The 21,292-nt window shown below is 56.6% G+C and carries 24 protein-coding genes; 20 read left to right on the top strand and 4 right to left on the bottom strand.

The features are described 5' to 3' along the window. Nucleotides 1-32: 32 nt before the first annotated feature. Entirely contained in the window at nt 33-728 is a 696-nt protein-coding gene (gene radC, locus EUU23_RS06770; RefSeq protein ID WP_160353281.1) for a RadC family protein, read from the bottom strand. Between radC and EUU23_RS06765 the strand changes: the two genes are divergently transcribed. The 13 genes from EUU23_RS06765 (at nt 696) to EUU23_RS06705 (ending at nt 11,946) form a co-directional block, all read left to right on the top strand. After that, the gene (locus tag EUU23_RS06765; RefSeq protein WP_160353280.1) at nt 696-4,022 is read left to right on the top strand and encodes an intermembrane phospholipid transport YdbH family protein; all 3,327 of its coding nucleotides are present in this window, start codon (nt 696-698) and stop codon (nt 4,020-4,022) included. The two genes, radC and EUU23_RS06765, sit on opposite strands and share 33 nt — an antisense overlap. 58 nt (nt 4,023-4,080) lie before the next feature. Then, on the top strand, nt 4,081-4,287 hold the full coding sequence (locus EUU23_RS06760; RefSeq protein ID WP_160353583.1) for a YnbE family lipoprotein: 207 nt from the start codon (nt 4,081-4,083) through the stop codon (nt 4,285-4,287). Then, nucleotides 4,287-4,676, top strand: coding sequence for a YdbL family probable chaperone protein (locus tag EUU23_RS06755; protein ID WP_160353279.1), 390 nt, complete (start codon nt 4,287-4,289; stop codon nt 4,674-4,676). The genes EUU23_RS06760 and EUU23_RS06755 overlap by 1 nt, the downstream gene beginning before the upstream one ends. A 185-nt stretch (nt 4,677-4,861) precedes the next feature. Then, nucleotides 4,862-5,179 (top strand): AtpZ/AtpI family protein, encoded by a 318-nt coding sequence (locus EUU23_RS06750; protein WP_160353278.1) that lies wholly within the window; start codon nt 4,862-4,864, stop codon nt 5,177-5,179. A 66-nt stretch (nt 5,180-5,245) separates the two neighbouring features. Continuing rightward, nucleotides 5,246-6,001 (top strand): F0F1 ATP synthase subunit A, encoded by a 756-nt coding sequence (locus EUU23_RS06745; protein WP_179956529.1) that lies wholly within the window; start codon nt 5,246-5,248, stop codon nt 5,999-6,001. Between the two features lie 43 nt (nt 6,002-6,044). Continuing rightward, entirely contained in the window at nt 6,045-6,272 is a 228-nt protein-coding gene (locus EUU23_RS06740) for a F0F1 ATP synthase subunit C (RefSeq protein ID WP_160353276.1), read from the top strand. Between the two features lie 61 nt (nt 6,273-6,333). Beyond that, complete coding sequence (locus EUU23_RS06735) at nt 6,334-6,828, top strand: F0F1 ATP synthase subunit B family protein (RefSeq protein ID WP_160353275.1); 495 nt, start codon at nt 6,334-6,336, stop codon at nt 6,826-6,828. 43 nt (nt 6,829-6,871) lie between these two features. Beyond that, nucleotides 6,872-7,423 (top strand): F0F1 ATP synthase subunit B family protein, encoded by a 552-nt coding sequence (locus EUU23_RS06730; RefSeq protein ID WP_425505103.1) that lies wholly within the window; start codon nt 6,872-6,874, stop codon nt 7,421-7,423. Nucleotides 7,424-7,556: 133 nt separating this feature from the next. After that, nucleotides 7,557-8,459 carry a DUF2167 domain-containing protein gene (locus EUU23_RS06725; RefSeq protein WP_160353273.1) on the top strand — a complete coding sequence of 301 codons (903 nt, stop codon included), beginning with the start codon at nt 7,557-7,559 and terminating at the stop codon, nt 8,457-8,459. A 155-nt stretch (nt 8,460-8,614) separates the two neighbouring features. Beyond that, nucleotides 8,615-10,552 (top strand): excinuclease ABC subunit UvrC, encoded by a 1,938-nt coding sequence (gene uvrC, locus EUU23_RS06720; protein ID WP_160353272.1) that lies wholly within the window; start codon nt 8,615-8,617, stop codon nt 10,550-10,552. 44 nt (nt 10,553-10,596) lie between these two features. Then, nucleotides 10,597-10,791 (top strand): type II toxin-antitoxin system RelB family antitoxin, encoded by a 195-nt coding sequence (relB, locus tag EUU23_RS06715; protein WP_160353582.1) that lies wholly within the window; start codon nt 10,597-10,599, stop codon nt 10,789-10,791. Beyond that, complete coding sequence (locus EUU23_RS06710) at nt 10,766-11,041, top strand: type II toxin-antitoxin system RelE/ParE family toxin (RefSeq protein WP_160353271.1); 276 nt, start codon at nt 10,766-10,768, stop codon at nt 11,039-11,041. The genes relB and EUU23_RS06710 overlap by 26 nt, the downstream gene beginning before the upstream one ends. 14 nt (nt 11,042-11,055) lie before the next feature. Then, nucleotides 11,056-11,946: an alpha/beta fold hydrolase gene (locus tag EUU23_RS06705; RefSeq protein ID WP_160353270.1), complete on the top strand. Its 891-nt coding sequence runs from the start codon at nt 11,056-11,058 to the stop codon at nt 11,944-11,946. On the opposite strand, the gene EUU23_RS06700 is transcribed toward EUU23_RS06705, so the two are convergent. Then, the gene (locus tag EUU23_RS06700; RefSeq protein ID WP_160353269.1) at nt 11,943-12,200 is read right to left on the bottom strand and encodes a YjhX family toxin; all 258 of its coding nucleotides are present in this window, start codon (nt 12,198-12,200) and stop codon (nt 11,943-11,945) included. The genes EUU23_RS06705 and EUU23_RS06700 overlap by 4 nt on opposite strands. A gap of 242 nt (nt 12,201-12,442) precedes the next feature. Here EUU23_RS06700 and EUU23_RS06695 point away from each other — a divergent pair, with 242 nt between their 5' ends. The 6 genes from EUU23_RS06695 to EUU23_RS06670 all read left to right on the top strand — a co-directional run bounded on the left by EUU23_RS06695 (nt 12,443) and on the right by EUU23_RS06670 (nt 16,928). Further along, a complete protein-coding gene (locus EUU23_RS06695; protein WP_160353268.1) occupies nt 12,443-12,745 on the top strand; it encodes a hypothetical protein in 303 nt (100 codons plus the stop codon). 51 nt (nt 12,746-12,796) lie between these two features. Continuing rightward, on the top strand, nt 12,797-13,387 hold the full coding sequence (gene recO, locus EUU23_RS06690; RefSeq protein WP_160353267.1) for a DNA repair protein RecO: 591 nt from the start codon (nt 12,797-12,799) through the stop codon (nt 13,385-13,387). 64 nt (nt 13,388-13,451) lie between these two features. Then, entirely contained in the window at nt 13,452-14,498 is a 1,047-nt protein-coding gene (gene leuB, locus EUU23_RS06685; protein WP_160353266.1) for a 3-isopropylmalate dehydrogenase, read from the top strand. A 26-nt stretch (nt 14,499-14,524) separates the two neighbouring features. Continuing rightward, a complete protein-coding gene (locus tag EUU23_RS06680) occupies nt 14,525-15,733 on the top strand; it encodes a trans-sulfuration enzyme family protein (RefSeq protein WP_160353265.1) in 1,209 nt (402 codons plus the stop codon). Then, nucleotides 15,730-16,140 carry a Co2+/Mg2+ efflux protein ApaG gene (apaG, locus tag EUU23_RS06675; protein ID WP_160353264.1) on the top strand — a complete coding sequence of 137 codons (411 nt, stop codon included), beginning with the start codon at nt 15,730-15,732 and terminating at the stop codon, nt 16,138-16,140. Before EUU23_RS06680 ends, apaG begins: the two co-directional genes overlap by 4 nt. Beyond that, the gene (locus EUU23_RS06670) at nt 16,137-16,928 is read left to right on the top strand and encodes a LysR family transcriptional regulator (protein ID WP_160353263.1); all 792 of its coding nucleotides are present in this window, start codon (nt 16,137-16,139) and stop codon (nt 16,926-16,928) included. The genes apaG and EUU23_RS06670 overlap by 4 nt, the downstream gene beginning before the upstream one ends. Nucleotides 16,929-16,948: 20 nt before the next feature. On the opposite strand, the gene EUU23_RS06665 is transcribed toward EUU23_RS06670, so the two are convergent. Further along, nucleotides 16,949-18,247: a serine hydrolase gene (locus EUU23_RS06665; protein ID WP_160353262.1), complete on the bottom strand. Its 1,299-nt coding sequence runs from the start codon at nt 18,245-18,247 to the stop codon at nt 16,949-16,951. 20 nt (nt 18,248-18,267) lie between these two features. Beyond that, on the bottom strand, nt 18,268-20,256 hold the full coding sequence (gene parE, locus EUU23_RS06660; protein WP_160353261.1) for a DNA topoisomerase IV subunit B: 1,989 nt from the start codon (nt 20,254-20,256) through the stop codon (nt 18,268-18,270). A gap of 160 nt (nt 20,257-20,416) precedes the next feature. Here parE and EUU23_RS06655 point away from each other — a divergent pair, with 160 nt between their 5' ends. Further along, nucleotides 20,417-21,292: an ABC transporter ATP-binding protein gene (locus EUU23_RS06655; RefSeq protein WP_160353260.1), complete on the top strand. Its 876-nt coding sequence runs from the start codon at nt 20,417-20,419 to the stop codon at nt 21,290-21,292.

Genomic DNA, 21,292 nt, shown 5'->3' with positions numbered 1-21,292 from the left:
TTATGCTGCACCCGCACAGTTTTGGCCACCCGCTAAATGAGCCCGGCGCTCCGCATACTGGAAAAACCGTCCTTGCCGATGATGATATGATCGTGAACCGAAATGCCAAAGCCTTTGGCGGCGTTAATAATGTCCCTTGTCTGGGCGATGTCCTGGCGGCTGGGCGCACTGTCTCCGCTGGGATGGTTGTGGACGAGAATGAGTGCGGTGGCGCCAAGATCCATCGCGCGCCGAATGACTTCGCGGGTGTAAATCGCGGCTTGGTCGACTGAGCCTTCGCTCGTCACTTCATCGCGGATCAGCATATTTTTGCTATTGAGGTAAAGTGTTCGCACCCGTTCGATCGTCAGATGGGCCATATCGGCGCGTAAATAATCCAGCAAGGACTGCCATGATGCCAGCACGGGTTGCGCGCGCACAGGTTCGTTTAACAAACGCAGGGCCGCTGCCTGAACTATCTTAAGTGCCGCCGTGCTGGTGTCGCCCATGCCCGGTTGCCGGGCAATGCTCTCTGCATCGGCGGTCAGCAGCGCGGAAAAGCCGCCATATTGGGCAATCAGCTGCTTGGCCAATGGCTTGGTATCTTTACGCGGGATCGCCAATGCGAGCAGATATTCGATCAATTCATGGTCGTGAAGTGAATCGCCACCCTGTTCGAGCAAGCGGGTCCGTAATCGCGCACGATGGCCGGCGCCATGATGTGTGTCATTTCCTTGGGCGGCATCCATCTCGGCTATCCTTTTGCGATACATCGCCTTTTCCAAGATTTTTTTGGCTCAATCAAGCCACTCGACGCAAATGGCATTGCAACGCCAAGTCCTTTCCCGCATCTGGCCCTGATGCAGGATGCTGCCGACACGGATTTGCCACAAGTTAGCGCGCCCGAACCATTTCGTGGCCGGCGATGGAAGCGGATTATTTTTGCCGCTGTTGCATTGCTGTTCGTGTCGCTGCTGTTGATCGCATGGGGACAGCGGAACAGCATCGCAGACCGTTTTGTGCAGAGCGCGCTGGAAAGCCGAGATGTTCGTGCGACCTACCAGATCGACCAAATAGGGTTTCGCACCCAGCGAATCCGCAATCTCGTCATCGGCGATCCCGCTAATCCCGATTTGACCGCGAAACAGGTTGAAGTCGACGTGGCGCTTAATTTTTCAGGGGCCAGCCTGCGCGATGTGCGCGCGCAGGGCGTGAGGTTGCATGGGCGTTATATCAACGGCAAGCTGACATTTGGCGAACTCGACAAATTTGCAGACCCTGAATCCACCGAGCCGTTCGAATGGCCCGACATCGGGTTGGAGATCAAAGACGCAACAGCGCTGATTGAGACGCCTTGGGGGAAAATTGCGGCTGCGCTTAATGGCAAAGGCCTGCTTCGCAACCGGTTCGTGGCCGACCTTGCGCTTCGGTCATCGGCAATTGTCGCAAGCGGCTGCGCCGCACCTTTGGTGAAATTTGATGGGAAATTGTTGCTGGAATGGCGACAGCCGCATCTTGTCGGCCCATTGTCGGCCGCGTCCATATCATGCAACCCGCTTGGGCTGGCAATATCGGCGCCTGCATTCGATGTGGATGTCAAATTGTCGGAAGCGTTGAACAAATGGGTCGGCACTACCAGCTTTGCGGCGCGGGAAGTCCGCTATCGCAACATGCTGTTAAAAGCAGCATCAGGGCGTCTGTCGGTTGATGGAGGTTTGAGCCGGACGAATTTTGCGCTCGCTTTGGACTCTGCCGCCCTGCGCTCTGCACCGCTGACGGTTCCGCGTCTCTCCTTGAATGCGAAAGGCTATGCAGGCGTCAAAAATGCGGAATTCGCGCTGTCTGCACGCGGGGATTTGGGCTTCAAAGGGGGGGCGTTGGATCGCGGGTCCTTGGGCAGCATTCAGGCACTTGTCGCAGGAACGCGCACTATGCCGGTGGGACCATTGATGGCGCAGATGGCTCCTGCGCTTGAAAGGACAGGGGATCGCTTTGATGCCAATCTGGATTTCGATATGTTTCGCGATTTTCAGGGGCGCATGGGGGCAAATGTTGCGTCTTTTCTGTTGAAAAGCGCGTCGGGCGTTCAAATCCGGCAAAACAGCCCGCTTAGTGTCCAGTCTTCTGCCGCAGGTTGGCGCATCGGCGCGCCGGTTAATCTGGCACTCAGCGGGCGGGCATTGCCGAGCGCGACATTGTCTCTGCGTCAATCTGCCGGTGACCAATGGAGCGGCAATCTCGTCATTGCGCCTTATGCAAATGGTCAGGCGCGGCTCGCCGTTCCCGGGCTGGCCTTCTATGGAAAACCTTATGGCAATTGGCGTTTTGATGGACGCGCATTGCTGTCGGGGCCAATTCCGGGCGGACGGGTCAATGGTCTGAACCTGCCGCTTTCGGGGCGTTATGATGGCAAGGTCTTTTCGTTGTATGACCGGTGCCAGTCGGTACGTTTCGATTCGCTTCGGATTGCCAATTTCGCACTGCGCGGACAGGAGTTGCGGCTCTGTCCCGATGCGGGAAAGGCGATGCTGGCGACCGGCAATGGTGTAACGCGATTTGCAGCGCAAATGGCAAATTTCAAGGCGAGCGGCAGTCTGGGTGACGCACCGCTTATGGTGCAAAGTGCCTCGATCCGCTTCAGCCTGGCCGAAGGGTTCGTCGCGCGTGACGTCGCGCTCGAAATTGGTCAGGCCGACAATTTCACAAAATTCGCTCTGGCCGCGCTCACCGGGCGCTTTGATTCCGAAGGGATAAGCGGCACGCTTACCGGCGGTGCCGGCAAGATTGGCGCAGTACCTTTGTTGATTGATGAAGCGGCGGGTAACTGGCGGTATTTGAACAATGTCCTGACTTTGGACAGCGGCCTGAAAGTCCTTGATGCCGAACAGGTCGACCGTTTCGAGCCGATGCGCGTCCCGGATATGATGCTGACGCTGGAAAACAACATCATCCGTGCGATCGGCAATCTGGTGGAACCAGAAACCAGCACCCGCATTGCCGGTCTGGATATCCGGCATGATCTTGGGAACAGCAACGGCCGCGCCCTTTTGGCGGTGGATAACTTACGGTTTGACGAGCGGTTCCAGCCAAATTTGCTGACACCGCTGGTCTTGGGTGTTTTTGCCAATGTCGATGGCATAGTTTCGGGTGACGGGCGGATTGAATGGGACAGCCAGGGCGTGCGAAGCAGTGGCAATGTCTCGACCGATGGCATGAATTTGGCCGCTGCCTTCGGCCCGGTGGACGGCCTTACGACCCAAATGGTGTTCACAGACCTTCTCGGGCTTGAAACCGGACTGGCACAGATTGCGACAATAGCATCGGTCAATCCTGGTATTCCCGCGTTGAACGGGACGGTTCGCTATCAATTGTTGCCCGATCAGCAGGTCCGCATTGAATCAGGCCGTTGGCCATTTGCCGGCGGCGAGCTTATATTGGAGCCGACAATATTGGATTTCGGGGTCGAAAAGGAAAGGCGGCTGACTTTCCGTGTTGTGGGTGTTGATGCTGAAAAATTCCTGGCCGGTTATGACTTTCAGAATTTGCGTGTAACGGGTGTTTTTGATGGAACCTTGCCGATGATTTTCAATCAGGACGGCGGCCGGATTGTTGGCGGTGCTTTGATCTCACGTCCGGGCGGGGGCGAAGTGAGCTATCTTGGCGAACTGGCCTATAAGGACATGGGCACGTTTGCCAATTTCGCTTTCAACGCATTGCGTTCGATCCGCTATACCTCGCTCACGATTGGCGTGGGCGGCGATCTGGACGGTGAAATTGTGACCGACATCAGCTTTACCGGCCTTCAACAGGGCAGCGGCGCGAAACAGAATTTCATAACAAAGCAATTGGCGCGGATACCCATTAAATTCAATGTGAGTGTGAAGGCGGAGTTTCTGAAACTCATCGGCTCGATCCGGGGCCTTTATGATCCGAGCTATGCAGCCGAGCGTGATTTGAAGTTTTTGATCGATCAACAAAAGGGTGAAGCTCCAATCCCGCCCGAACAGTTGTCGACCAGGAAAGATGAACAAAAGGATGAATGAACCATTCAGCAAAGGGAAAGCGGCAATGAGGCATAACCAACGGCAATTGACGAACTGCATGGATAGTGCGATTCGCCGTAACATGGGGAAAGTGATACTCATTTTAACACCGGTCATGGTGTCTGTTTTGTCAGGATGTGTGCAAGTCACGGCACCTGACAAACCGATCGTGATCAACTTGAACATCGCAATAAGGCAAGAAATTTTGTACAAGCTGGCTGCGGCGTCTGAAAAGGTGATTGAAGAGAATCCGGAGATATTTTGATGAAAAAGTCAGTTGAAATGGTCATTGCCGCATTGGCGTTAGGGGCCGCAGCATCGGGTGCGATCGCATATCAGGCAGGACGTGATCCGGCCTATCAAGGTGCACGCGAAAGCGGGCTGGTCGGTGAAAAGGCCGATGGCTATCTGGGTTTTGTAACCCCGCCATCACCTGCCATCAAGGCGTTGGTCGATGACATCAACATCAAGCGCAAGGCGGCCTATTCCAAGGAAGCACTGGCCAATGGCGCGACGGTTGAGGAAATGGCGCTGCGAAGCGGATGCCGGTTGATCGCCGAACGCACCGTGGCGGGTGAAAAATACCAGACCCCCGGCGGACAATGGAAAACACGCGACGCCGGAAAGCCGGAATTGGACTCGCGCTGCCCTTGATCATAAGGAACGCGGACAGACGAAACAGGGCCGTGCCACAAATGGCGCGGCTCTTTTCTTTTGCGCTGCGACAATCTTGCGGCGCGGCTGTTGACTTGTCGGGTGCCCTCTCCTAAAGCGCCCGTGCCTAGGCGGGGTTGCCCCGATTTCGTGGCGGTTTCTCTTCGTAAAAAGGTAGGAATCACATGGCATCGAACAACTCCGGGCAGGATGGCAACGGTAAAAGTGACGCTCGGCTCGATTCGTTAGACATGCAGCTGAAAGCGGCGCGGAAAGCCGAAGCGGTTCGTTCGGGTAAGGATCAGGTTCCGGCCAAAGGAATGCGGCAAGGGAACAGGGTTCTAACCGAATTGATCGCAGGTCCTGCAGGTGGTGCTTTAGTGGGCTGGTTGTTTGACCGCCTCTTCGACACTTCCCCTGCGCTTCTGTTGGTCTGCATGTTTTTGGGCATCGCAGTCGCCTTCAGGAATATCATAAAGATCTCCAACGAGCGTCCGGAATAGCCCGGGCGCTTGACGCGCATATACAGGGTAGTGAACGTGGCAGGCGAAAGCGGCAAAATCGATCCGATGCACCAGTTCCAGATTGAGCCGCTCGCGCCGCTCAATATTGGCGGTTATGACGTCTCCTTCACCAACTCTTCGTTGTTCATGCTGATTGTGCTCGGCGCTCTCTGGCTCTTCATGTGGGGCGGAATGAAGCGCGATCTGGTTCCCGGTCGCTGGCAAATGGCGGTCGAAGGCGTGACCGGTTTTGTCAACAATATGGTGACCTCAAGCGTCGGCCCCGAAGGCAAGAAATATGTGCCTTTGGTGTTCTCGCTGTTCATGTTCATCCTCATGGCGAATTTTATGGGCATGATGCCATTCGGTATCGTGCCCGGCGTCCATCCCTTCACGGTAACCAGCCACCTGACCGTCACGGCCGTACTGGCAGTGCTCAGCTTCGGCACGGTATTGGTCGTCGGCTTCTGGCGCCATGGTCTCCATTTCTTCAGCCTCTTCGTCCCGCACGGTACGCCTTGGTGGCTGTTGTGGTTGATCCCGCTGATCGAGCTTTTCTCTTTCCTGATCCGTCCTTTCAGCCTCGCACTTCGTTTGTTCGTGGCAATGACCGCCGGACATGTGTTGATGAAGGTGCTCGCCGGTTTCGTCATCAACGGTTTGAACGCACAGGCCGCATGGGTGCCGCTGGTGGTCAGCATACCGTCGTTCATTCTGATGATCGGCATCACCCTGCTTGAGCTGCTCGTGTGCGCCATTCAGGCTTATGTTTTCGCGCTTTTGACCTCGCTCTACATTAACGACGCGGTCAATTTACACTGAGTTTTTCCACCACGCATTTTAGTTTTGAACAGGAGTTAATATCATGGACGCAGAAGCAGCAAAGTTGATCGGTGCCGGTCTTGCAGCAATTGGTGCCGGCCTTGCCGCCGGTGGTGTGGGTAACGTCTTCGGATCGTTCCTTCAGGGCGCTCTTCGCAATCCTGCAGCGGCTGATGGCCAGCAGGGCCGTTTGTTCATCGGCTTCGCGGCTGCTGAACTTCTCGGTCTGCTCGCATTCGTCGTCGCAGTGATCCTGATCTTCGTTGCTTGATTGACGGTTTCGCCCCGGCACATCGCCGGGGCCCAATCTTCAATAAGGACAGCCTAGTATCATGCCCCAAATTGCCCAAATTCTTGAAACCTATGCGTCGCAGTTTTTTTGGCTGCTGATTGTCTTTGGCCTGATCTATTTCACGATCGGCAAAGGCATGTTGCCAAAGATTGAAGCGAATATGGACGCACGTGATCGCAAGATTGCGGACGACCTTGCGGCCGCCGAAGGCGCGCGCGCCGAGGCGGATAATCTGGGTGACAGCGGTGAAGCTGATCTTGCGGCAGCTCGTTTGGTGGCGCAAGGCAAGGCAAATGAAGCAAAGGCAAAGGCTGCGAAGGACGCGGAACAGCGCCTTGCCAAGGCAGATGCGGAAATCGGCGTGAAGTTGGCGGCGGCTGAGGCTGACCTTGCAAAGGCCAGCGCCGCTGCAATGGCCAGCATCGAAAGCGTTGCGGCAGAAGCTGCGGCAGATATCGTTGCAAAGGTTTCAGGCGCCAAGGTAAGTGCGGCGCAAGCCGCTTCGGCAGTGAAAGCGGTAATGGCAAATGGCTGAAGCAGTAAAAATTCCGGAACTGACCACTGAAGATCATGCGGCGATGGGACACGGGCCTGTAGTAGCGACCGCCGCATCGACCGAAGCGCAGGGCGGCGAAGAACATGCAGCGCCATCCGCATTGGGTTTTGACGCAACGATGCTGGTTGCATTGGCCATGCTTGTCGTCATCGCTCTGGCGCTGTGGAAAAAAGTTCCTGCCATGATCGCGTCTGCGCTCGACAAGCAGATTTCAGGTATCAAGGAGCAGCTTGACCACGCCACTGCGCTGCGTACCGAGGCTGAAGCCATCAAGGCCGAATATGAGGCCAAGGCGAAGCAAGCTGCAATCGATGCAGAATCGATGAAGGCGGCGGCTGAAGACGAAGCCAAGCTGATCGTGGCGCAAGCGAAGGAAAATGCGACCGCTTTGATTGGGCGTCGTGCCAAAGCAGCGGAAGAAAAAATTGCGGCTGCTGAACGCGCCGCCATCGCCGACGTTCGCGCCAAGGCCGCCAGTGCCGCCGCAGCTGCTGCAGCGCAATTGATTGCCACGCATCACGATGCGAAGGCTGATGCAACACTCATCGACGACTCGATTAACGCGCTAAACTGATTTTATGCCGCCGCCGCATTTGGCGAAAATTGACGCGGTGCAGATGCGGATTATTAAAAAAGCAAATTCGCAATGTTTATCGTTGATTTTTAAGAGCTGACTTTTACCCTTCGGCCCATTGAAGGGGAAAGCTATGAAATTTTCAGCCTATGTAACACGCGCGGCGTTGGTCTTTCTGGCCATGGTAGCGCAGCCGGTTCTTGCACAAAATGATCAAAGTGCGGCGCAAGTACAGGCGCAATTTCAAGCTTTACCGTGGGTAGAGGCTCCGCAGAAACCGCAGGTGACGGATCGCGCATCGATCAAGTTGCCGAATATGGTGCAGTATCTGGATGCCGACGGGACCAATAAATTCCTGCAATTGACGGGTAATCTGCCGGAAAATGATTCGTACACCATTGCATCCAAAAATTCGAATTGGTTTGCAGTCTATAGCTTTTCCGACATCGGCTATGTGCGCGATGACGAAAAAATAGATGCCAAAGCGCTGCTTCAGCAAATGAAGGACAGCGATGCTGCCCAGAATGAGGCGCGGCGGGAACAGGGGCTGGAACCGTTGACGACCGTCGGTTGGGCCGTATCACCGCATTATGACAAGGTGACGCATAATCTTGAATATGGGGTTATCCTGTCATCACCTTCGGGTCAGAACATAAACTACCATATGCGGATATTGGGCCGTCGCGGCGTGATGGATGCCGCGCTCGTCACCTCGCAAGATACGCTTCAATCCGATCTGGCGGCGTTCCGTGAGGCCAATAAGGGCTTCTCGTTCAATAATGATGAACGGTATGCGGCCTATAAGGATGGCGATAAGGTTTCTGAATATGGCCTCGCTGCTTTGGTCACGGGGGGTGCGGCGGCAGCGGTCGCGAAAACCGGATTGTTCAAGGGGCTGTTGATCTTGCTCCTCAAATTCTGGAAGCTGATTGCGCTTGGCACCGTTGGTTTGCTTGTCTCGCTGAAACGCTTTTTCGGCTTCGGCGGCGATGATGGCGGCGATCAGGACGGCGATAATGATCGATATGCTTCATGAGCGTGCCTAATCTGCTGCTTGTCGGGATATGCGCCGCACTGGGCTTTGGAATAGTGTGGCACTTCATGAGTTCGCGCGAGCAATAGGTTTAATTAAAAACAGGGTAGGGCTGGCAAATTTTGCCAGCCCATTTAAGAGGTCCAGACCCTAGACCTATGTCCAAAGCCGACCGCCCCGATCAGCCAAATGCAGCCTCCCGTTTCAACGAGGAGAAGGCGACCTATGCGGTGCGGGGTGCCGATGCGCCGGATCTGGAAACCGGTGTTGCGGCCATTCGCAATGTCCTGAAGACTTTGCCGCACAAACCGGGGGTGTACCGGATGCACGATGCGCGCGGCGATGTGCTTTATGTCGGAAAGGCGCGCGCGCTTAAAAACCGCGTGAACAATTATGTGCAGATTGACCGGCTGCCGAACCGGTTGCGGCGCATGGTGGCGCTGACGCGGTCGATGACGATCGTCACGACCAACAGCGAAGCCGAAGCCTTGCTGTTGGAAGCGCAGCTCATCAAGCGGTACCGCCCAGCCTACAATGTCCTGCTGCGTGACGACAAAAGCTTTCCCTTCATCCTGCTGCGCGCCGATCATAAATTCCCGCGCATCCAGAAACATCGCGGGGCACGGCGGCATAAGGGGCAATATTATGGCCCGTTTGCCAGCGCTGGGTCGGTGAACCAGACATTGAACGCACTCGAAAAGCTGTTTCTCTTACGCAGCTGCTCGGACAGTTTTTTCAACAACCGCGACCGGCCGTGCCTGCTGTACCAGATCAAGCGATGCTCCGCGCCGTGCGTTGGCCGGATTGATGATGGCGCCTATGCCGATCTCGTTGCCGACGCCAAAGCTTTTCTCGATGGCAAATCCTCCGGCGTACAGGCGAAGCTTGCCGCCGAGATGGAAGCGGCTGCCGAAGGGTTGGACTTCGAACGTGCCGCCATGTTGCGCGACCGGCTCAAGGCGTTGACCTTCATTCAGGGGAGTCAGGCGATCAACGCGCAGGGCATCGGCGATGCCGATATCTTTGCGCTCGCCCACCGCAATGGTGTCATGGGCATTCAAGCCTTCTTCATTCGTGGGGGACAGAATTGGGGGCACCGCTCCTTTTTTCCATCCCATGTTTCGGAGCTTGGCGAAGACGAGGTATTCACCAGTTTCCTCGCGCAATTTTACGAAGATGTGCCGCCTGCACGCCTCATCCTGCTCGACCGTGAACTGGCCGAGGCCGATCTGCTGGCACAGGCATTGTCGGAGCGGGCCGAGCGCAAGATTGAAATTGCCGTTCCCCAGCGCGGCGACCGTGTGCGTCTGGTCGCGCAGGCCACGCGCAACGCGGAAGAAGCTCTGGACCGGCGGCTGGCCGAGAGCACCACGCAGGGCAAGCTTTTGCAGGAAGTGGCGGACCTGTTCGAACTGTCCGAACCGCCCAAACGGATCGAGATTTATGACAACAGCCATATCCAGGGGACCAACGCCCTTGGCGCCATGGTCGTTGCCGGGCCGGAAGGCTTTATCAAGGGGCAGTATCGCAAGTTCAACATCAAGCAGGCGGCGACGGACGACGATTTCGCCATGATGCGCGAAGTGTTCCAGCGGCGCTTTGGCCGGGCGCAGGAAGAGGACCCTGACCGGGATAACGGACAATGGCCTGATCTCGTGTTGATCGACGGCGGCAAAGGACAAATGAGCGCCGTGAAAGCCGCACTTGAAGAAATTGGTGTCGAAGATGTTCCCTTGATTGCCATCGCCAAGGGCCCGAACCATGGGCGCGAGGGGCGTGAAATCTTCCACTTCCCGGACGGCCGTGAAATCACCTTGCCGGTGAATGCGCCGGTCTTGTTCTACCTCCAGCGTTTGCGTGACGAGGTGCACCGCTTTGCCATCGGCGCGCACCGGACCAAACGGAGCAAGGCCATCACCGCAAGTCCTTTGGACGAAGTCCCGGGTATCGGCCCATCGCGCAAAAAGGCGCTTCTCATGCACTTCGGTACCGCCCGGGCGGTGCGTAGCGCGAGCCTTGAAGATTTGCAAAAAACACCGGGCGTATCGGCGGCGGTGGCGCAGACGGTGCATGATTTCTATCATTCTAACGGATGATGGGCGCCCCTTGATATTATTGATGAAAGGCGTATTCTTTGGCGATGAATCTGCGTTCCCCCATTGTTTCCGAATTCGACACGGTTGAAAAAGCAAAGGCCTATGAAGCTTGGCTGCACCAGAAGGTTGCAGATTCGCTAAATGAGGACAGCCCTGCCGTGTCCCATGACGAGGCTATGGGGCGTGCGCGTAAAATAGTTGAAACGAAGCGCGGTGCTAAAACTCATATGGCGCGCTAGCGCAATTGCGGACCTTGAGGTCATATTATCCTTCATTTCTGATCATGATTGGGCAGCGGCAAACAATCTGCTTTTAGCGGTGGAAACATGTGCGGAACGGTTGCCCGACCATCCGTATCTATATCGCGCTGGCCGTGTCGCCGGGACAAGAGAAGCCGTCGTCCATCCTAATTACATTATCATCTATCGCGTCAGCACGGATACCGTAGAGATTGTAAACATCGTCCATGCACGCCAACAATATCCATAGAAGCGGGGAAATATATGCCAACGATCAATGCCAACGGCATAGAGATTTATTATGAAGAATCAGGCCCCGCTGATGCGCCGGTGATACTTCTCGTCATGGGGCTGGGGACGCAGATGATTGCCTGGCCCGAAGCATTTATTCAGGGACTGGTCGTCCAGGGGTTTCGTGTGATCCATTATGACAATCGCGACGTCGGGCTATCGCAGCGGATGGATGGCGCCCCGGCGGGCAGCCTTGTGTGGGCCATGATCGCATCGCGTTTCGGTTTGCCTGTAAAGACAGCGTACAGTCTGACCGACATGGCGAAGGACGGGGTAGCTTTGCTGGATGCCTTGGGCATCTCCCGCGCTCATATTGTCGGGGCGTCGATGGGCGGTATGATCGTGCAATTGATGGCGGCACATCATCCCGACAAGGTGGCGAGCATGACATCGATCATGTCGTCGAGTGGCAAGCCGGGTCTGCCCGGACCGCGCGCTGACATCCGCAAACGTCTGATGGCACCGCGGCCGTCCAACCCGACGCGCGAAGAGGCGATCAGGCTGGGTACCGAAGCACTCGAATCCATCTCTTTTGCGGATCCGGCGCGTCCAAAAAGCACCTATGCCGAAATGGCCGCACGGGCCTTTGACCGTGGTTATTATCCGGTGGGCATGAAGCGGCAACTCCTCGCTATTGTCGCGGATGGCAGCCGGGTCGACCGGTTGAAATCGATCAAGGTGCCGACCCTCGTCGTGCATGGCGGCGCGGACCCGCTGGTCCCGAAAGAAGGCAGCGAAGACATCGCCCGCCATATCGCGGGTGCTCGGCTGGAGATTATCGACGACATGGCGCACGACCTGCCGCCGTCGCAGGTGGACCGCATGGTGGACTTGATCGCCAGCCATGCGGCCTCTGTACGCTAACGGTTGTCGAGTTGCGACCTGACTGCGCGCAGACCTTCTCGCGTAATGCGATATGGCGCGCCGCCCATGCTGCCGATCAGTTTCCTGCGCCGCAACTTGTGAAAGACGGCCAGCGTGCAATCGGCGAGACGCCAGCCATCGCGGTTCATGCAGTCGACCTCGACAATATGTCCGCGTTCGTCAAAGCGGTGGATAATCGAACCGCCTTGGGCCAGCGCGTGCAGTACGCGCTGTTCATGCTTTGAAATATTCATGGAATGTAACCCGTTGAATAGGTTTAGTGACCGGCCCGCGCGCATGGCGAGGCCGGGGCTAAATCATCAGGTCTGCGGATGATCCGCAGGCGCTGGATTAACGGGTGGCAATCTCTTGCATAAATTCCTCAGATGAAGCGCCAAAATATCGCTGGTCACGATTTTTGCAAGTCCGCTTGATTTTGTGTTGCGCTGCACAATTTTACACTTGCGCGAAGCGGTGGCTGCGATAACTTGTCGCCATGTCTACAAATCAACTTCTCCTGGAAGCCATCGCGCTGAAAAAATGTGTAACGGCGGTCTATAATGGCGTTGCCATGAAGCTTGCGCCGCATGTCCTGTACACCAAGAATAATGCGCTGTTCATCGATGCCATCACCCTTGAAAAGCACGGCGAACCGCCGCGTGAAAGGAAACTTGGCGCCTTCCATCTGCAAGGGCTGAACGATCTGCAAATTACCGACAGCCATTTTGAAATTGATGAGCTGTTCGAACCCGAGGCCGAAAAATATGAAGGCGCAGCGCTTTTCAAAATCTCGGCTTAGCGAATAGGGGATATCGCTTCCCCTAAGGACACCAGCTTGGCATGATAGGCTATGCATATTAGCGCCACCGCCATCATTTGCTCGGTACGCAGCCACGGGGAAACCGGGGCCATCGTCAGGGCGTTCAGCGCCGATGACGGATTACTTGCCGGATATGTGCAAGGCGCGCGGGGCCGGAATTTGCGGCCCGTGCTTATTCCCGGCAATGTCATCAAGGGCGAATGGCGGGTGCGTACACCGGGGCAATTGGCGACCCTTGTGGCCGAACCTCTGCACAGCCGCGCACATCTGCTATCCGAACCGCTGGCGATCGCAGCGATTGACTGGGTAACCGCCTTGACGGCTGCGACTCTGCCAGAAGCGCATCCCTATCCAAGGCTACACAGTGCACTGGACGGCGTGCTATCTGCGATAGAACTGGCCCCCGCAGCACGCGTTTGGGCAGGGGCCGTGGCGCAATATGAAACCTTGCTGCTGGCCGAACTGGGCTATGCTGAGGACAGCGTGCGCGATGGTGCGCCTGTCGCCATGATGGCGCAGAACAGGGAGCGGTTGGTGGCCCATGTGCTGGGGGAACGCCGTACCGATGTCATGGCGGCGCGCGAACGACTGGTGGACAGGCTAAAAAGGGCGGTTGCCTAATCGGGGCGGGGACGGCAAGGGAAACCGGACTTTTCATATCATATACCGGAAGGATATCGGACCCGTGCTCATTGCTTTGCTTCCCGGTGACGGAATTGGACCCGAAGTCATTGCGGAGACCCGCCGCGTGCTGGAAGCACTATCGCTCGACTCGCTCCATTTTGAGGAGGCGCTTGTCGGCGGTGCGGCCTATAAGGCGACCGGACATCCCTTGCCGCCCGAAACGCTGGACCTTGCCAGACGCGCCGATGCCATTTTATTCGGTGCCGTGGGCGATCCTGATTGCGATGCGCTTGAACGGCATTTGCGCCCCGAACAGGCGATCCTTGGTTTGCGGAAAGAACTTGGCCTTTTTGCCAATTTGCGTCCTGCCAAATTATTTCCCGAACTCGCCGATGCCAGCGCCTTGCGCCCCGAAGTCGCCAGCCAGATTGATATGGTGATCGTGCGCGAACTGAATGGCGACGTCTATTTCGGTGAAAAGGGCATGCGTAAAACTGTCGACGGCAAGCGCGAAGGCTATGACATCATGTCCTATGATGAGGATGAAGTCCGCCGGATTGCCCGTGTCGGATTTGAAACCGCTATGGCGCGGGGAAAAAAGGTATGCTCGGTAGATAAGGCCAACGTGCTGGAAACATCGCAATTGTGGCGCGATGTTGTGATCGAAACCGCGCAGGAATATCCTGACGTCGCGCTCAGCCATATGTATGTCGATAATGCCGCGATGCAGTTGGTGCGTAATCCGGGGCAGTTTGATGTCATCGTTACCGGCAATCTGTTCGGCGATATCCTGTCGGATCAGGCCAGCATGTGCGCCGGATCGATCGGTATGCTGCCCAGCGCCTCACTCGACAGCGCGCAAAAGGGCCTTTACGAGCCGATCCACGGTAGCGCCCCAGACATAGCCGGGCAGGGCAAGGCTAACCCGTTGGCGACCATTTTGTCCGCGTCGATGATGTTGCGCTACTCGTTTGGATATGCATCACAGGCGGACCGGATCGAGCAGGCAGTCGCCAAGGCCCTTGCACGTGGCGCGCGCTCCCCCGATTTAGGTGGCACGCTATCGACCCGTGAAATGGGCGATGCCGTTCTTGCCGCCTTGACCTGAACCCTTTGCTACCCGAAAAGCGACCCATGAAGAAAACCACCGGCCAGAATCGCGCTATCACCAGCACTTGGCGCCCCGCCACCCAAGCTATCCGCGGCGGCACATGGCGCAGCGAACATGGTGAGACGTCGGAAGCTTTATTCCTGTCGTCCGGCTTTACCTATGACGATGCCGAGACTGTCGCGGCCCGCTTTGCCGGTGAAGCCGAGGGCATGACCTATTCCCGGTTGCAAAATCCGACGGTGCAGATGCTGGAAGAACGCATCGCGCTGATGGAAGGGGCCGAGGCTTGCCGAGCCCAAGCCACGGGCATGGCGGCAATGACGACGGCGTTGCTGTGCCAATTGGAACAGGGCGACCATGTCGTGGCGGCGCGGGCGGCTTTTGGGTCTTGTCGCTGGCTGACCGACAATCTGCTGCCGAAATGGGGGATTGCGACAACCACCATCGACAGCCGCGACAATGACGCGTGGAAAGCAGCTATCCAACCCAATACCAAAGTCTTTTTCTTCGAAACGCCGGCGAACCCGACGATGGATATCGTGGATATGGCCTATGTGTGTGGGCTGGCAAAAGAACATGACATCACCACCGTTGTCGACAATGCCTTTGCGACGAGCGTGCTGCAACGTCCCATGGATTATGGCGCGGATGTCGTGGCCTATAGTGCCACCAAATTGATGGACGGGCAGGGCCGCGTGCTGGCCGGTGCCGTGTGCGGGACACAGAAATGGATCGATGAAGTGCTGTTGCCGTTTCAACGCAATACGGGGCCGAACCTCTCCCCCTTCAATGCCTGGGTGGTGCACAAGGGGCTGGAAACGCTGGAACTACGCGCCATGCGGCAGTCGGAGAATGCGCTGAAAGTCGGCAAATTTCTGGAAGGGCGCGTGCCGACGATCCTGCATCCCGGGCTTGCCAGCCACCCGCAACATAATCTGGCAATGAGCCAGATGAAGGCCTGCGGACCAATCTTTTCTTTCATCCTCGACGGCGGACGCAAGCAGGCGCACCAATTGCTGAATGCCCTGCAGTTGATCGATATTTCGAACAATATCGGCGATGCCCGCAGCCTGATGTGCCATCCGGCATCGTCCACACATCATGGCATGGGGCCAGAAGGCCGTGAAGCAATGGGCGTCGGCGAAGGGATGATCCGTATCAACGTCGGGCTGGAAGATCCGCAGGATCTGATCGACGATCTGGATCAGGCGTTAAAGGTGGCCGGTTTATGAGCAATATTCTGGATTCCTTCTTCACCGCCAGCGCGACGACCGATGGCATCACCGTTCGTGTCGCGCCCAATTATCTCAACGAACAGTCCCAGCCAGCGCAGGGGCGGTGGTTCTGGTCCTATCATATCCGGATCGAAAATCAGGGCGACGAACCGGTGCAATTGCTGACCCGCCACTGGAAAATCACTGACGGCCGGGCGATGGTGAACCATGTCGATGGCGATGGGGTGGTCGGTGAACAGCCGCTGCTGAACCCCGGTGAAAGCCATGACTATGTATCGGGCTGCCCGCTGGGAACGCCTAGTGGAATGATGGAGGGGCAGTATCGCTTCATCCGTGCCGATGGCAGCACCTTTTTGGCTGAAATTCCGCGCTTCAAATTGCTGGCACCGGCGACTGCGCGATGAAACGGACGCATTTGCCGCTCAATGGTCTGCGCGTCCTCGACGCCGCCGCGCGGCATTTGAGCTTTACAAAGGCAGCCGATGAACTGGCGGTAACACCGGCTGCGGTCGGTCAGCAAATCAGGGCGTTGGAAGATATGCTGGGCGTGGTGCTGTTCCGTCGCACGCCCAAGGGGTTGGAATTGACCGGTGAAGGCACCGCAGGGCTGGAGGCTTTGCGACAGGGCTTTCTGATGTTCGAAGATGCCGTGCGCGCCATGCAGGCGGGGCAGTCGTCCAACTCCTTGACCATAGCCGCCCCGCGCGATTTTACCGCCAAATGGTTGGCTTCCCGGCTTGCAAAATTCGGGCAGGCCAATCCGGATACGCGCTTTACGCTGGTTTCGGCGGATGAAGATATTGACTTTACCGAAGCCAATCTTGATCTGGCCATCCGCCTGACCGATGGGCCGGGCGAGCATGAAGGCGTTCGTCTTGCCGAGGGTGCCTTTGTCTCCGTTGGTGCACCCGAAGGCGGGGCCGACACACCGATTAGCTGGCCGCATTGCCCCGTCGCCGACGGGTTGCCAGCGTTACGGCTTTCCGATGCCGGGCTTGCAATAGACGCCGCGGCAATCGGTCTTGGCCGTGCAAATGTACCGCATCTATTGGCGCAAGCCGATATCGCGGCGGGCCGGGTAAAGGCGCTGGACAACGCCAAGGAAAGCCGACTTGCCTATTGGCTTGTCGCGCCGCTGCCTCAATGGCGTCAAAAGAAGGTGAAAGCGCTGGTCGAGGCGTTGACTGCCTGACTTTGCTGGAACTGGACCAGTTAGCCTGCCACGCTATCCAGTAACCTTGCCATCAACGCCACAAATAACTCATTATTGACGTCTTTGCTGATGTCATTCCAACTGCCGGTGATGGCATACCAGTCGCCTGCTTTGGATTGGGCCAGAAAGCTCATGGAAATGACGCCGGGTTCCGAGCCACCTTTATATCCCAGATATTGCCATTTTTCGGCCGATACCGGACTAACCCCTTTATTGACCGCCATCACATCAAGCGCGGTTTGACTGCCGGTTTGGCGAATATTGTGCATCAAAGTGGCGATGTCTGAAGGTGAGGCGAACCATTCGATACTGTCGATGGCAACAGGGCCCGACCCCAGATTGGATGGGATGATCTTGTCAAATGCCAGCGCAGCAGCCTCATTTTCAAGCAGATTGCGCTGTTCTGCCTCGGTCGCCTTTTGAAAACGAAGGCGCAGGTCGGGATTGCTTTTCAGGGCAAAGGCCTCGACTGTGTTGAGCATCGGCAATGCTTTGTCGGGGTCGCTATGGCCAATTGTGGCCAGCTTTTTCTCAACGGCATCGCGGCCCAAAACCCGCATCAGCGCATCGGTGGCGCTGTTATCGCTGGATGAAATCATCCATGTTGCCAGTGTTTGCAGTGTGACCGGCGTGTTGCGCGGCCAATTGGACGTTGCGGTCGATGAATGGCTGGTGGACAAAATTGGGACGACATCCGACCAGCTGCGCCGTCCGGCCTGCACCTGCGATGCAAGTTCGGCCAAGACATACAGCTTGAAGGTCGACGCAATTGCAAATTGCTGCCCGGTAGAGCGTCCAGCAATTTGTGTGCGTTTGCCGTCTATCCCGATTTTTTCGACCAGATACCCTGACTTTCCTGGCAATTGGGAAAATGCCGCATCGATTTTTGCAGGCGTATCGCCTTTCAGGTCAAATCCTGTCACCAACAATCCCACGACCTTTTCCGGCGAAGCCTGTTCAATCGTTATGACGGCGGTGGCAATGGCCTTTTCAAATTCGATTTTAACCGTCGCGCTATCAGGGCCTTTGGGGTCCACGCCGACGACCTTTAACGGTTTGCCATATTGCGCGACGAACTGGTCGGAAATTGCCTTTATCTGGATTGCAGGGACAGCCGCCAGAAAGCTCGGCGAAAAATAATCTTCATATTTTATCGCGCCGGAAAGAACCGCCGGCAATTGTTCGATCCGTTGGTCGAGCGGTTTAACAGCCGTTGCCGTTGTCGGCTCTGGGCTAAACGCAACTACCGGGGAGGCGCACATTGCGGCCAATGGGAACAATAGCAAAAATCGCTTCACCTTCTCTCTCCCTGATAAATTTAGGCGTCGATCGCTTCTTCGTCCAATTGAGCAGCATTGTCCTGAATGAAGTTGAAACGGTGTTCCGGATTTTTGCCCATCAAACGGTCTACAAGATCGGTCACAGCGGCACGCCGCTCATATTCATGCGGCAAGGTTATGCGGATCAACGAACGGCTTTTCGGGTCCATCGTCGTTTCGCGCAACTGCCCGGGGTTCATCTCGCCCAGGCCCTTAAAGCGGCCCACATCGACCTTTTTGTTCTTGAACACAGTCGCTTCCAATTCGGCGCGATGCGCGTCGTCGGCGGCGTATACGCTCTGGCTGCCATGGGTCAGGCGATAGAGTGGCGGTCGTGCCAGAAATAGGTGGCCTGCCTTCACAATCTCGGGCATTTCCTGAAAGAAGAATGTCATCAGCAAGGTCGCAATATGCGCCCCATCGACATCGGCGTCGGTCATGATGATGACCCGTTCATAGCGCAGATTGTCGGGGTTGCAGTCCTTGCGAACACCGCAACCAAGCGCCAGTTGCAGGTCAGCGATTTCATTATTGGCACGAATTTTGTCGGCGGTGGCAGATGCGACGTTAAGGATTTTACCCCGGATCGGCAATATCGCCTGCGTTTTGCGGTCGCGCGCCTGCTTTGCGCTACCGCCTGCGCTGTCGCCTTCGACGATGAACAATTCGGTACCAGTCGGATCATCCGAGGCGCAATCGGTCAATTTGCCGGGCAAACGCACCTTGCGGCCGGATGTCGCCGTCTTGCGCTTAACCTCCCGCTCGGCCTTGCGGCGAAGGCGGTCGTCCACCTTTTCGAGGATGAAGCCCATCAAGGCTTTGCCGCGTTCCATATTATCCGTCAGGAAATGGTCAAAATGGTCGCGGATCGCGTTTTCGACCAAACGGGTTGCCTCCGGCGAGGTCAGCCGGTCCTTGGTCTGGCTTTGAAATTGTGGATTCCGAATGAAGACAGAGAGCATCAGTTCGGCTTCGTTGAAGATATCTTCTGCGGTGATCTGTGCGGCCTTTTTCTGGCCAACCAGTTCGCCGAACGCGCGCAAGCCCTTGGTCAATGCCGCGCGAATACCGGCTTCATGCGTGCCGCCATCGGGGGTGGGGATGGTGTTGCAATACCAGCTATAGGCGCCGTCGGAATAGAGCGGCCAAGATACTGCCCATTCGACGCGGCCCTGGCTGTCGGGAAAATCCTGCGTTCCCGCGAAGAAATCGGTGGTGGCACATGCCCTGGTACCAAGCTGTTCGCGCAAGTGATCGGATAATCCGCCGGGAAACTGGAATACCGCCTCTGTCGGTACGTCCGCACTCGCCAGTTCCGCGTCGCACCGCCAGCGGATTTCGACACCCGCGAACAGATAGGCCTTGGACCGCGCCAACCGGAACAGTCGCGCCGGTTTGAATTTCGCATCCGGTCCGAATATCTCCGCATCGGGTGTAAAGGCGATGGTCGTTCCGCGCCGGTTGGGAGTGGGTCCTAATTCTTCCAGCTTGCCCAGCGGGTGACCTTGCGCGAAGCGCTGGCGGTAAAGCTGCCGGTTGCGGGCGACTTCGACCACGGTGTCGGTCGACAGCGCGTTCACCACCGACACACCGACGCCATGCAGGCCGCCCGATGTGGCATAGGCCTTGTCCGAAAATTTCCCGCCGGAATGCAGCGTCGTCAAAATGACTTCCAATGCCGACTTGCCGGGGAATTTGGGGTGGGGGTCGACAGGGATGCCACGTCCATTATCGCTGATCGTCAACCGGTTGCCGACGCCCAGATGCACCTCGATCCGGTTGGCATGACCGGCGACAGCCTCGTCCATCGAATTGTCGAGAACTTCGGATGCCAGATGGTGCAACGCGCGTTCGTCGATACCGCCGATGTACATGCCCGGCCGCCGCCGGACAGGCTCCAGCCCCTCCAGCACTTCAATCGCAGATGCGTCATATTCATTGGATGCAGCCGTCGCCGCGGCGCCGCCACCAAAAAGGTCATCACTCATACCAATGGTATAGGACGCGCGGAGTCACCCGTGCAAGCGCCGTATCGATTTGCCCACAGGAAAGTTTTTGGTCGATATTAGCCGATTGCTTGTCGAAAGAGAGTATTTGTTCAAAGATGGGGACATAGCGTATTGCGGACATAATACGGAGAGGGTGTTTATGCTTGAGATTTCTGGGATCAGTCATGTTTACGCAAACGGGACGCGGGCACTTGATAACGTAAACCTCTCTATCCCAAGGGGCATGTATGGCCTGCTCGGTCCAAATGGTGCGGGAAAATCGACATTGATGCGAACCATCGCGACGCTGCAAACCCCCACCAGTGGTTCGATCAAATTTGGCGACCTTGATATTTTGCAAAATCCGGAAGAATTGAGAAAACGCCTGGGCTATTTGCCGCAGGATTTCGGCGTTTATCCGCGTGTTACCGCGTTCAACATGCTCGACCACATGGCCGTGCTTAAAGGCGTTTCGGGCAAGGGCGAACGCAAAGCTGTTGTCGAAACGCTGTTGAACCAGACCAATTTGTGGAACCATCGAAACCAGTTTATCGCCGGATTTTCAGGCGGTATGCGGCAACGCTTTGGTATTGCCCAGGCCCTGATCGGATCGCCCGAGCTGATCATCGTCGATGAGCCAACCGCCGGCCTTGATCCCGAAGAACGGAACCGGTTCCTGAACCTATTGGCCGGAATCAGCGATAATGTTGTTATCATCCTGTCCACCCACATTGTTGACGACGTGGCTGACCTGTGTCCGCGCATGGCGGTTCTTGCCGGTGGCCGGGTACAATTGGAAGGCGCGCCGCTTGACCTGATTGCCCAAACCAAGGGACGGATCTGGAAAAAGACAATTGGCCGTGATGAGTTGGAGGCGCATCAACAGCAATATCAGGTGATTTCCACGCGGTTATTTGCAGGACGGACGATCATTCACATTCTTGCGGACAGCAAGCCTGCCGGTTTTGATGATGTCGAAGCGGGGCTGGAAGATGTGTATTTCACCACGCTTGCCGACCTTCGCCGCGCAGCTTGA

It is taken from the genome of Sphingorhabdus profundilacus (genome assembly GCF_009769755.1).
Lineage (GTDB): Bacteria > Pseudomonadota > Alphaproteobacteria > Sphingomonadales > Sphingomonadaceae > Sphingorhabdus_B > Sphingorhabdus_B profundilacus.
The sequence above is the reverse complement of the archived record's forward strand: the minus strand, read 5'-3'. Positions and strand labels throughout refer to the sequence as shown.

What these genes read in the sequence shown, in the direction of transcription:
- EUU23_RS06765 (WP_160353280.1), top strand. Translation starts at nt 696, where the DNA reads ATGATGTGTGTCATTTCCTTGGGCGGCATCCATCTCGGCTATCCTTTT.
- radC (WP_160353281.1), bottom strand. Translation starts at nt 728, where the DNA reads ATGGATGCCGCCCAAGGAAATGACACACATCATGGCGCCGGCCATCGT.
- EUU23_RS06760 (WP_160353583.1), top strand. Translation starts at nt 4,081, where the DNA reads ATGGATAGTGCGATTCGCCGTAACATGGGGAAAGTGATACTCATTTTA.
- EUU23_RS06755 (WP_160353279.1), top strand. Translation starts at nt 4,287, where the DNA reads ATGAAAAAGTCAGTTGAAATGGTCATTGCCGCATTGGCGTTAGGGGCC.
- EUU23_RS06750 (WP_160353278.1), top strand. Translation starts at nt 4,862, where the DNA reads ATGGCATCGAACAACTCCGGGCAGGATGGCAACGGTAAAAGTGACGCT.
- EUU23_RS06745 (WP_179956529.1), top strand. Translation starts at nt 5,246, where the DNA reads ATGCACCAGTTCCAGATTGAGCCGCTCGCGCCGCTCAATATTGGCGGT.
- EUU23_RS06740 (WP_160353276.1), top strand. Translation starts at nt 6,045, where the DNA reads ATGGACGCAGAAGCAGCAAAGTTGATCGGTGCCGGTCTTGCAGCAATT.
- EUU23_RS06735 (WP_160353275.1), top strand. Translation starts at nt 6,334, where the DNA reads ATGCCCCAAATTGCCCAAATTCTTGAAACCTATGCGTCGCAGTTTTTT.
- EUU23_RS06730 (WP_425505103.1), top strand. Translation starts at nt 6,872, where the DNA reads ATGGGACACGGGCCTGTAGTAGCGACCGCCGCATCGACCGAAGCGCAG.
- EUU23_RS06725 (WP_160353273.1), top strand. Translation starts at nt 7,557, where the DNA reads ATGAAATTTTCAGCCTATGTAACACGCGCGGCGTTGGTCTTTCTGGCC.
- uvrC (WP_160353272.1), top strand. Translation starts at nt 8,615, where the DNA reads ATGTCCAAAGCCGACCGCCCCGATCAGCCAAATGCAGCCTCCCGTTTC.
- relB (WP_160353582.1), top strand. Translation starts at nt 10,597, where the DNA reads ATGAATCTGCGTTCCCCCATTGTTTCCGAATTCGACACGGTTGAAAAA.
- EUU23_RS06705 (WP_160353270.1), top strand. Translation starts at nt 11,056, where the DNA reads ATGCCAACGATCAATGCCAACGGCATAGAGATTTATTATGAAGAATCA.
- EUU23_RS06700 (WP_160353269.1), bottom strand. Translation starts at nt 12,200, where the DNA reads ATGAATATTTCAAAGCATGAACAGCGCGTACTGCACGCGCTGGCCCAA.
- EUU23_RS06695 (WP_160353268.1), top strand. Translation starts at nt 12,443, where the DNA reads ATGTCTACAAATCAACTTCTCCTGGAAGCCATCGCGCTGAAAAAATGT.
- recO (WP_160353267.1), top strand. Translation starts at nt 12,797, where the DNA reads ATGCATATTAGCGCCACCGCCATCATTTGCTCGGTACGCAGCCACGGG.
- EUU23_RS06680 (WP_160353265.1), top strand. Translation starts at nt 14,525, where the DNA reads ATGAAGAAAACCACCGGCCAGAATCGCGCTATCACCAGCACTTGGCGC.
- apaG (WP_160353264.1), top strand. Translation starts at nt 15,730, where the DNA reads ATGAGCAATATTCTGGATTCCTTCTTCACCGCCAGCGCGACGACCGAT.
- EUU23_RS06670 (WP_160353263.1), top strand. Translation starts at nt 16,137, where the DNA reads ATGAAACGGACGCATTTGCCGCTCAATGGTCTGCGCGTCCTCGACGCC.
- parE (WP_160353261.1), bottom strand. Translation starts at nt 20,256, where the DNA reads ATGAGTGATGACCTTTTTGGTGGCGGCGCCGCGGCGACGGCTGCATCC.
- EUU23_RS06655 (WP_160353260.1), top strand. Translation starts at nt 20,417, where the DNA reads ATGCTTGAGATTTCTGGGATCAGTCATGTTTACGCAAACGGGACGCGG.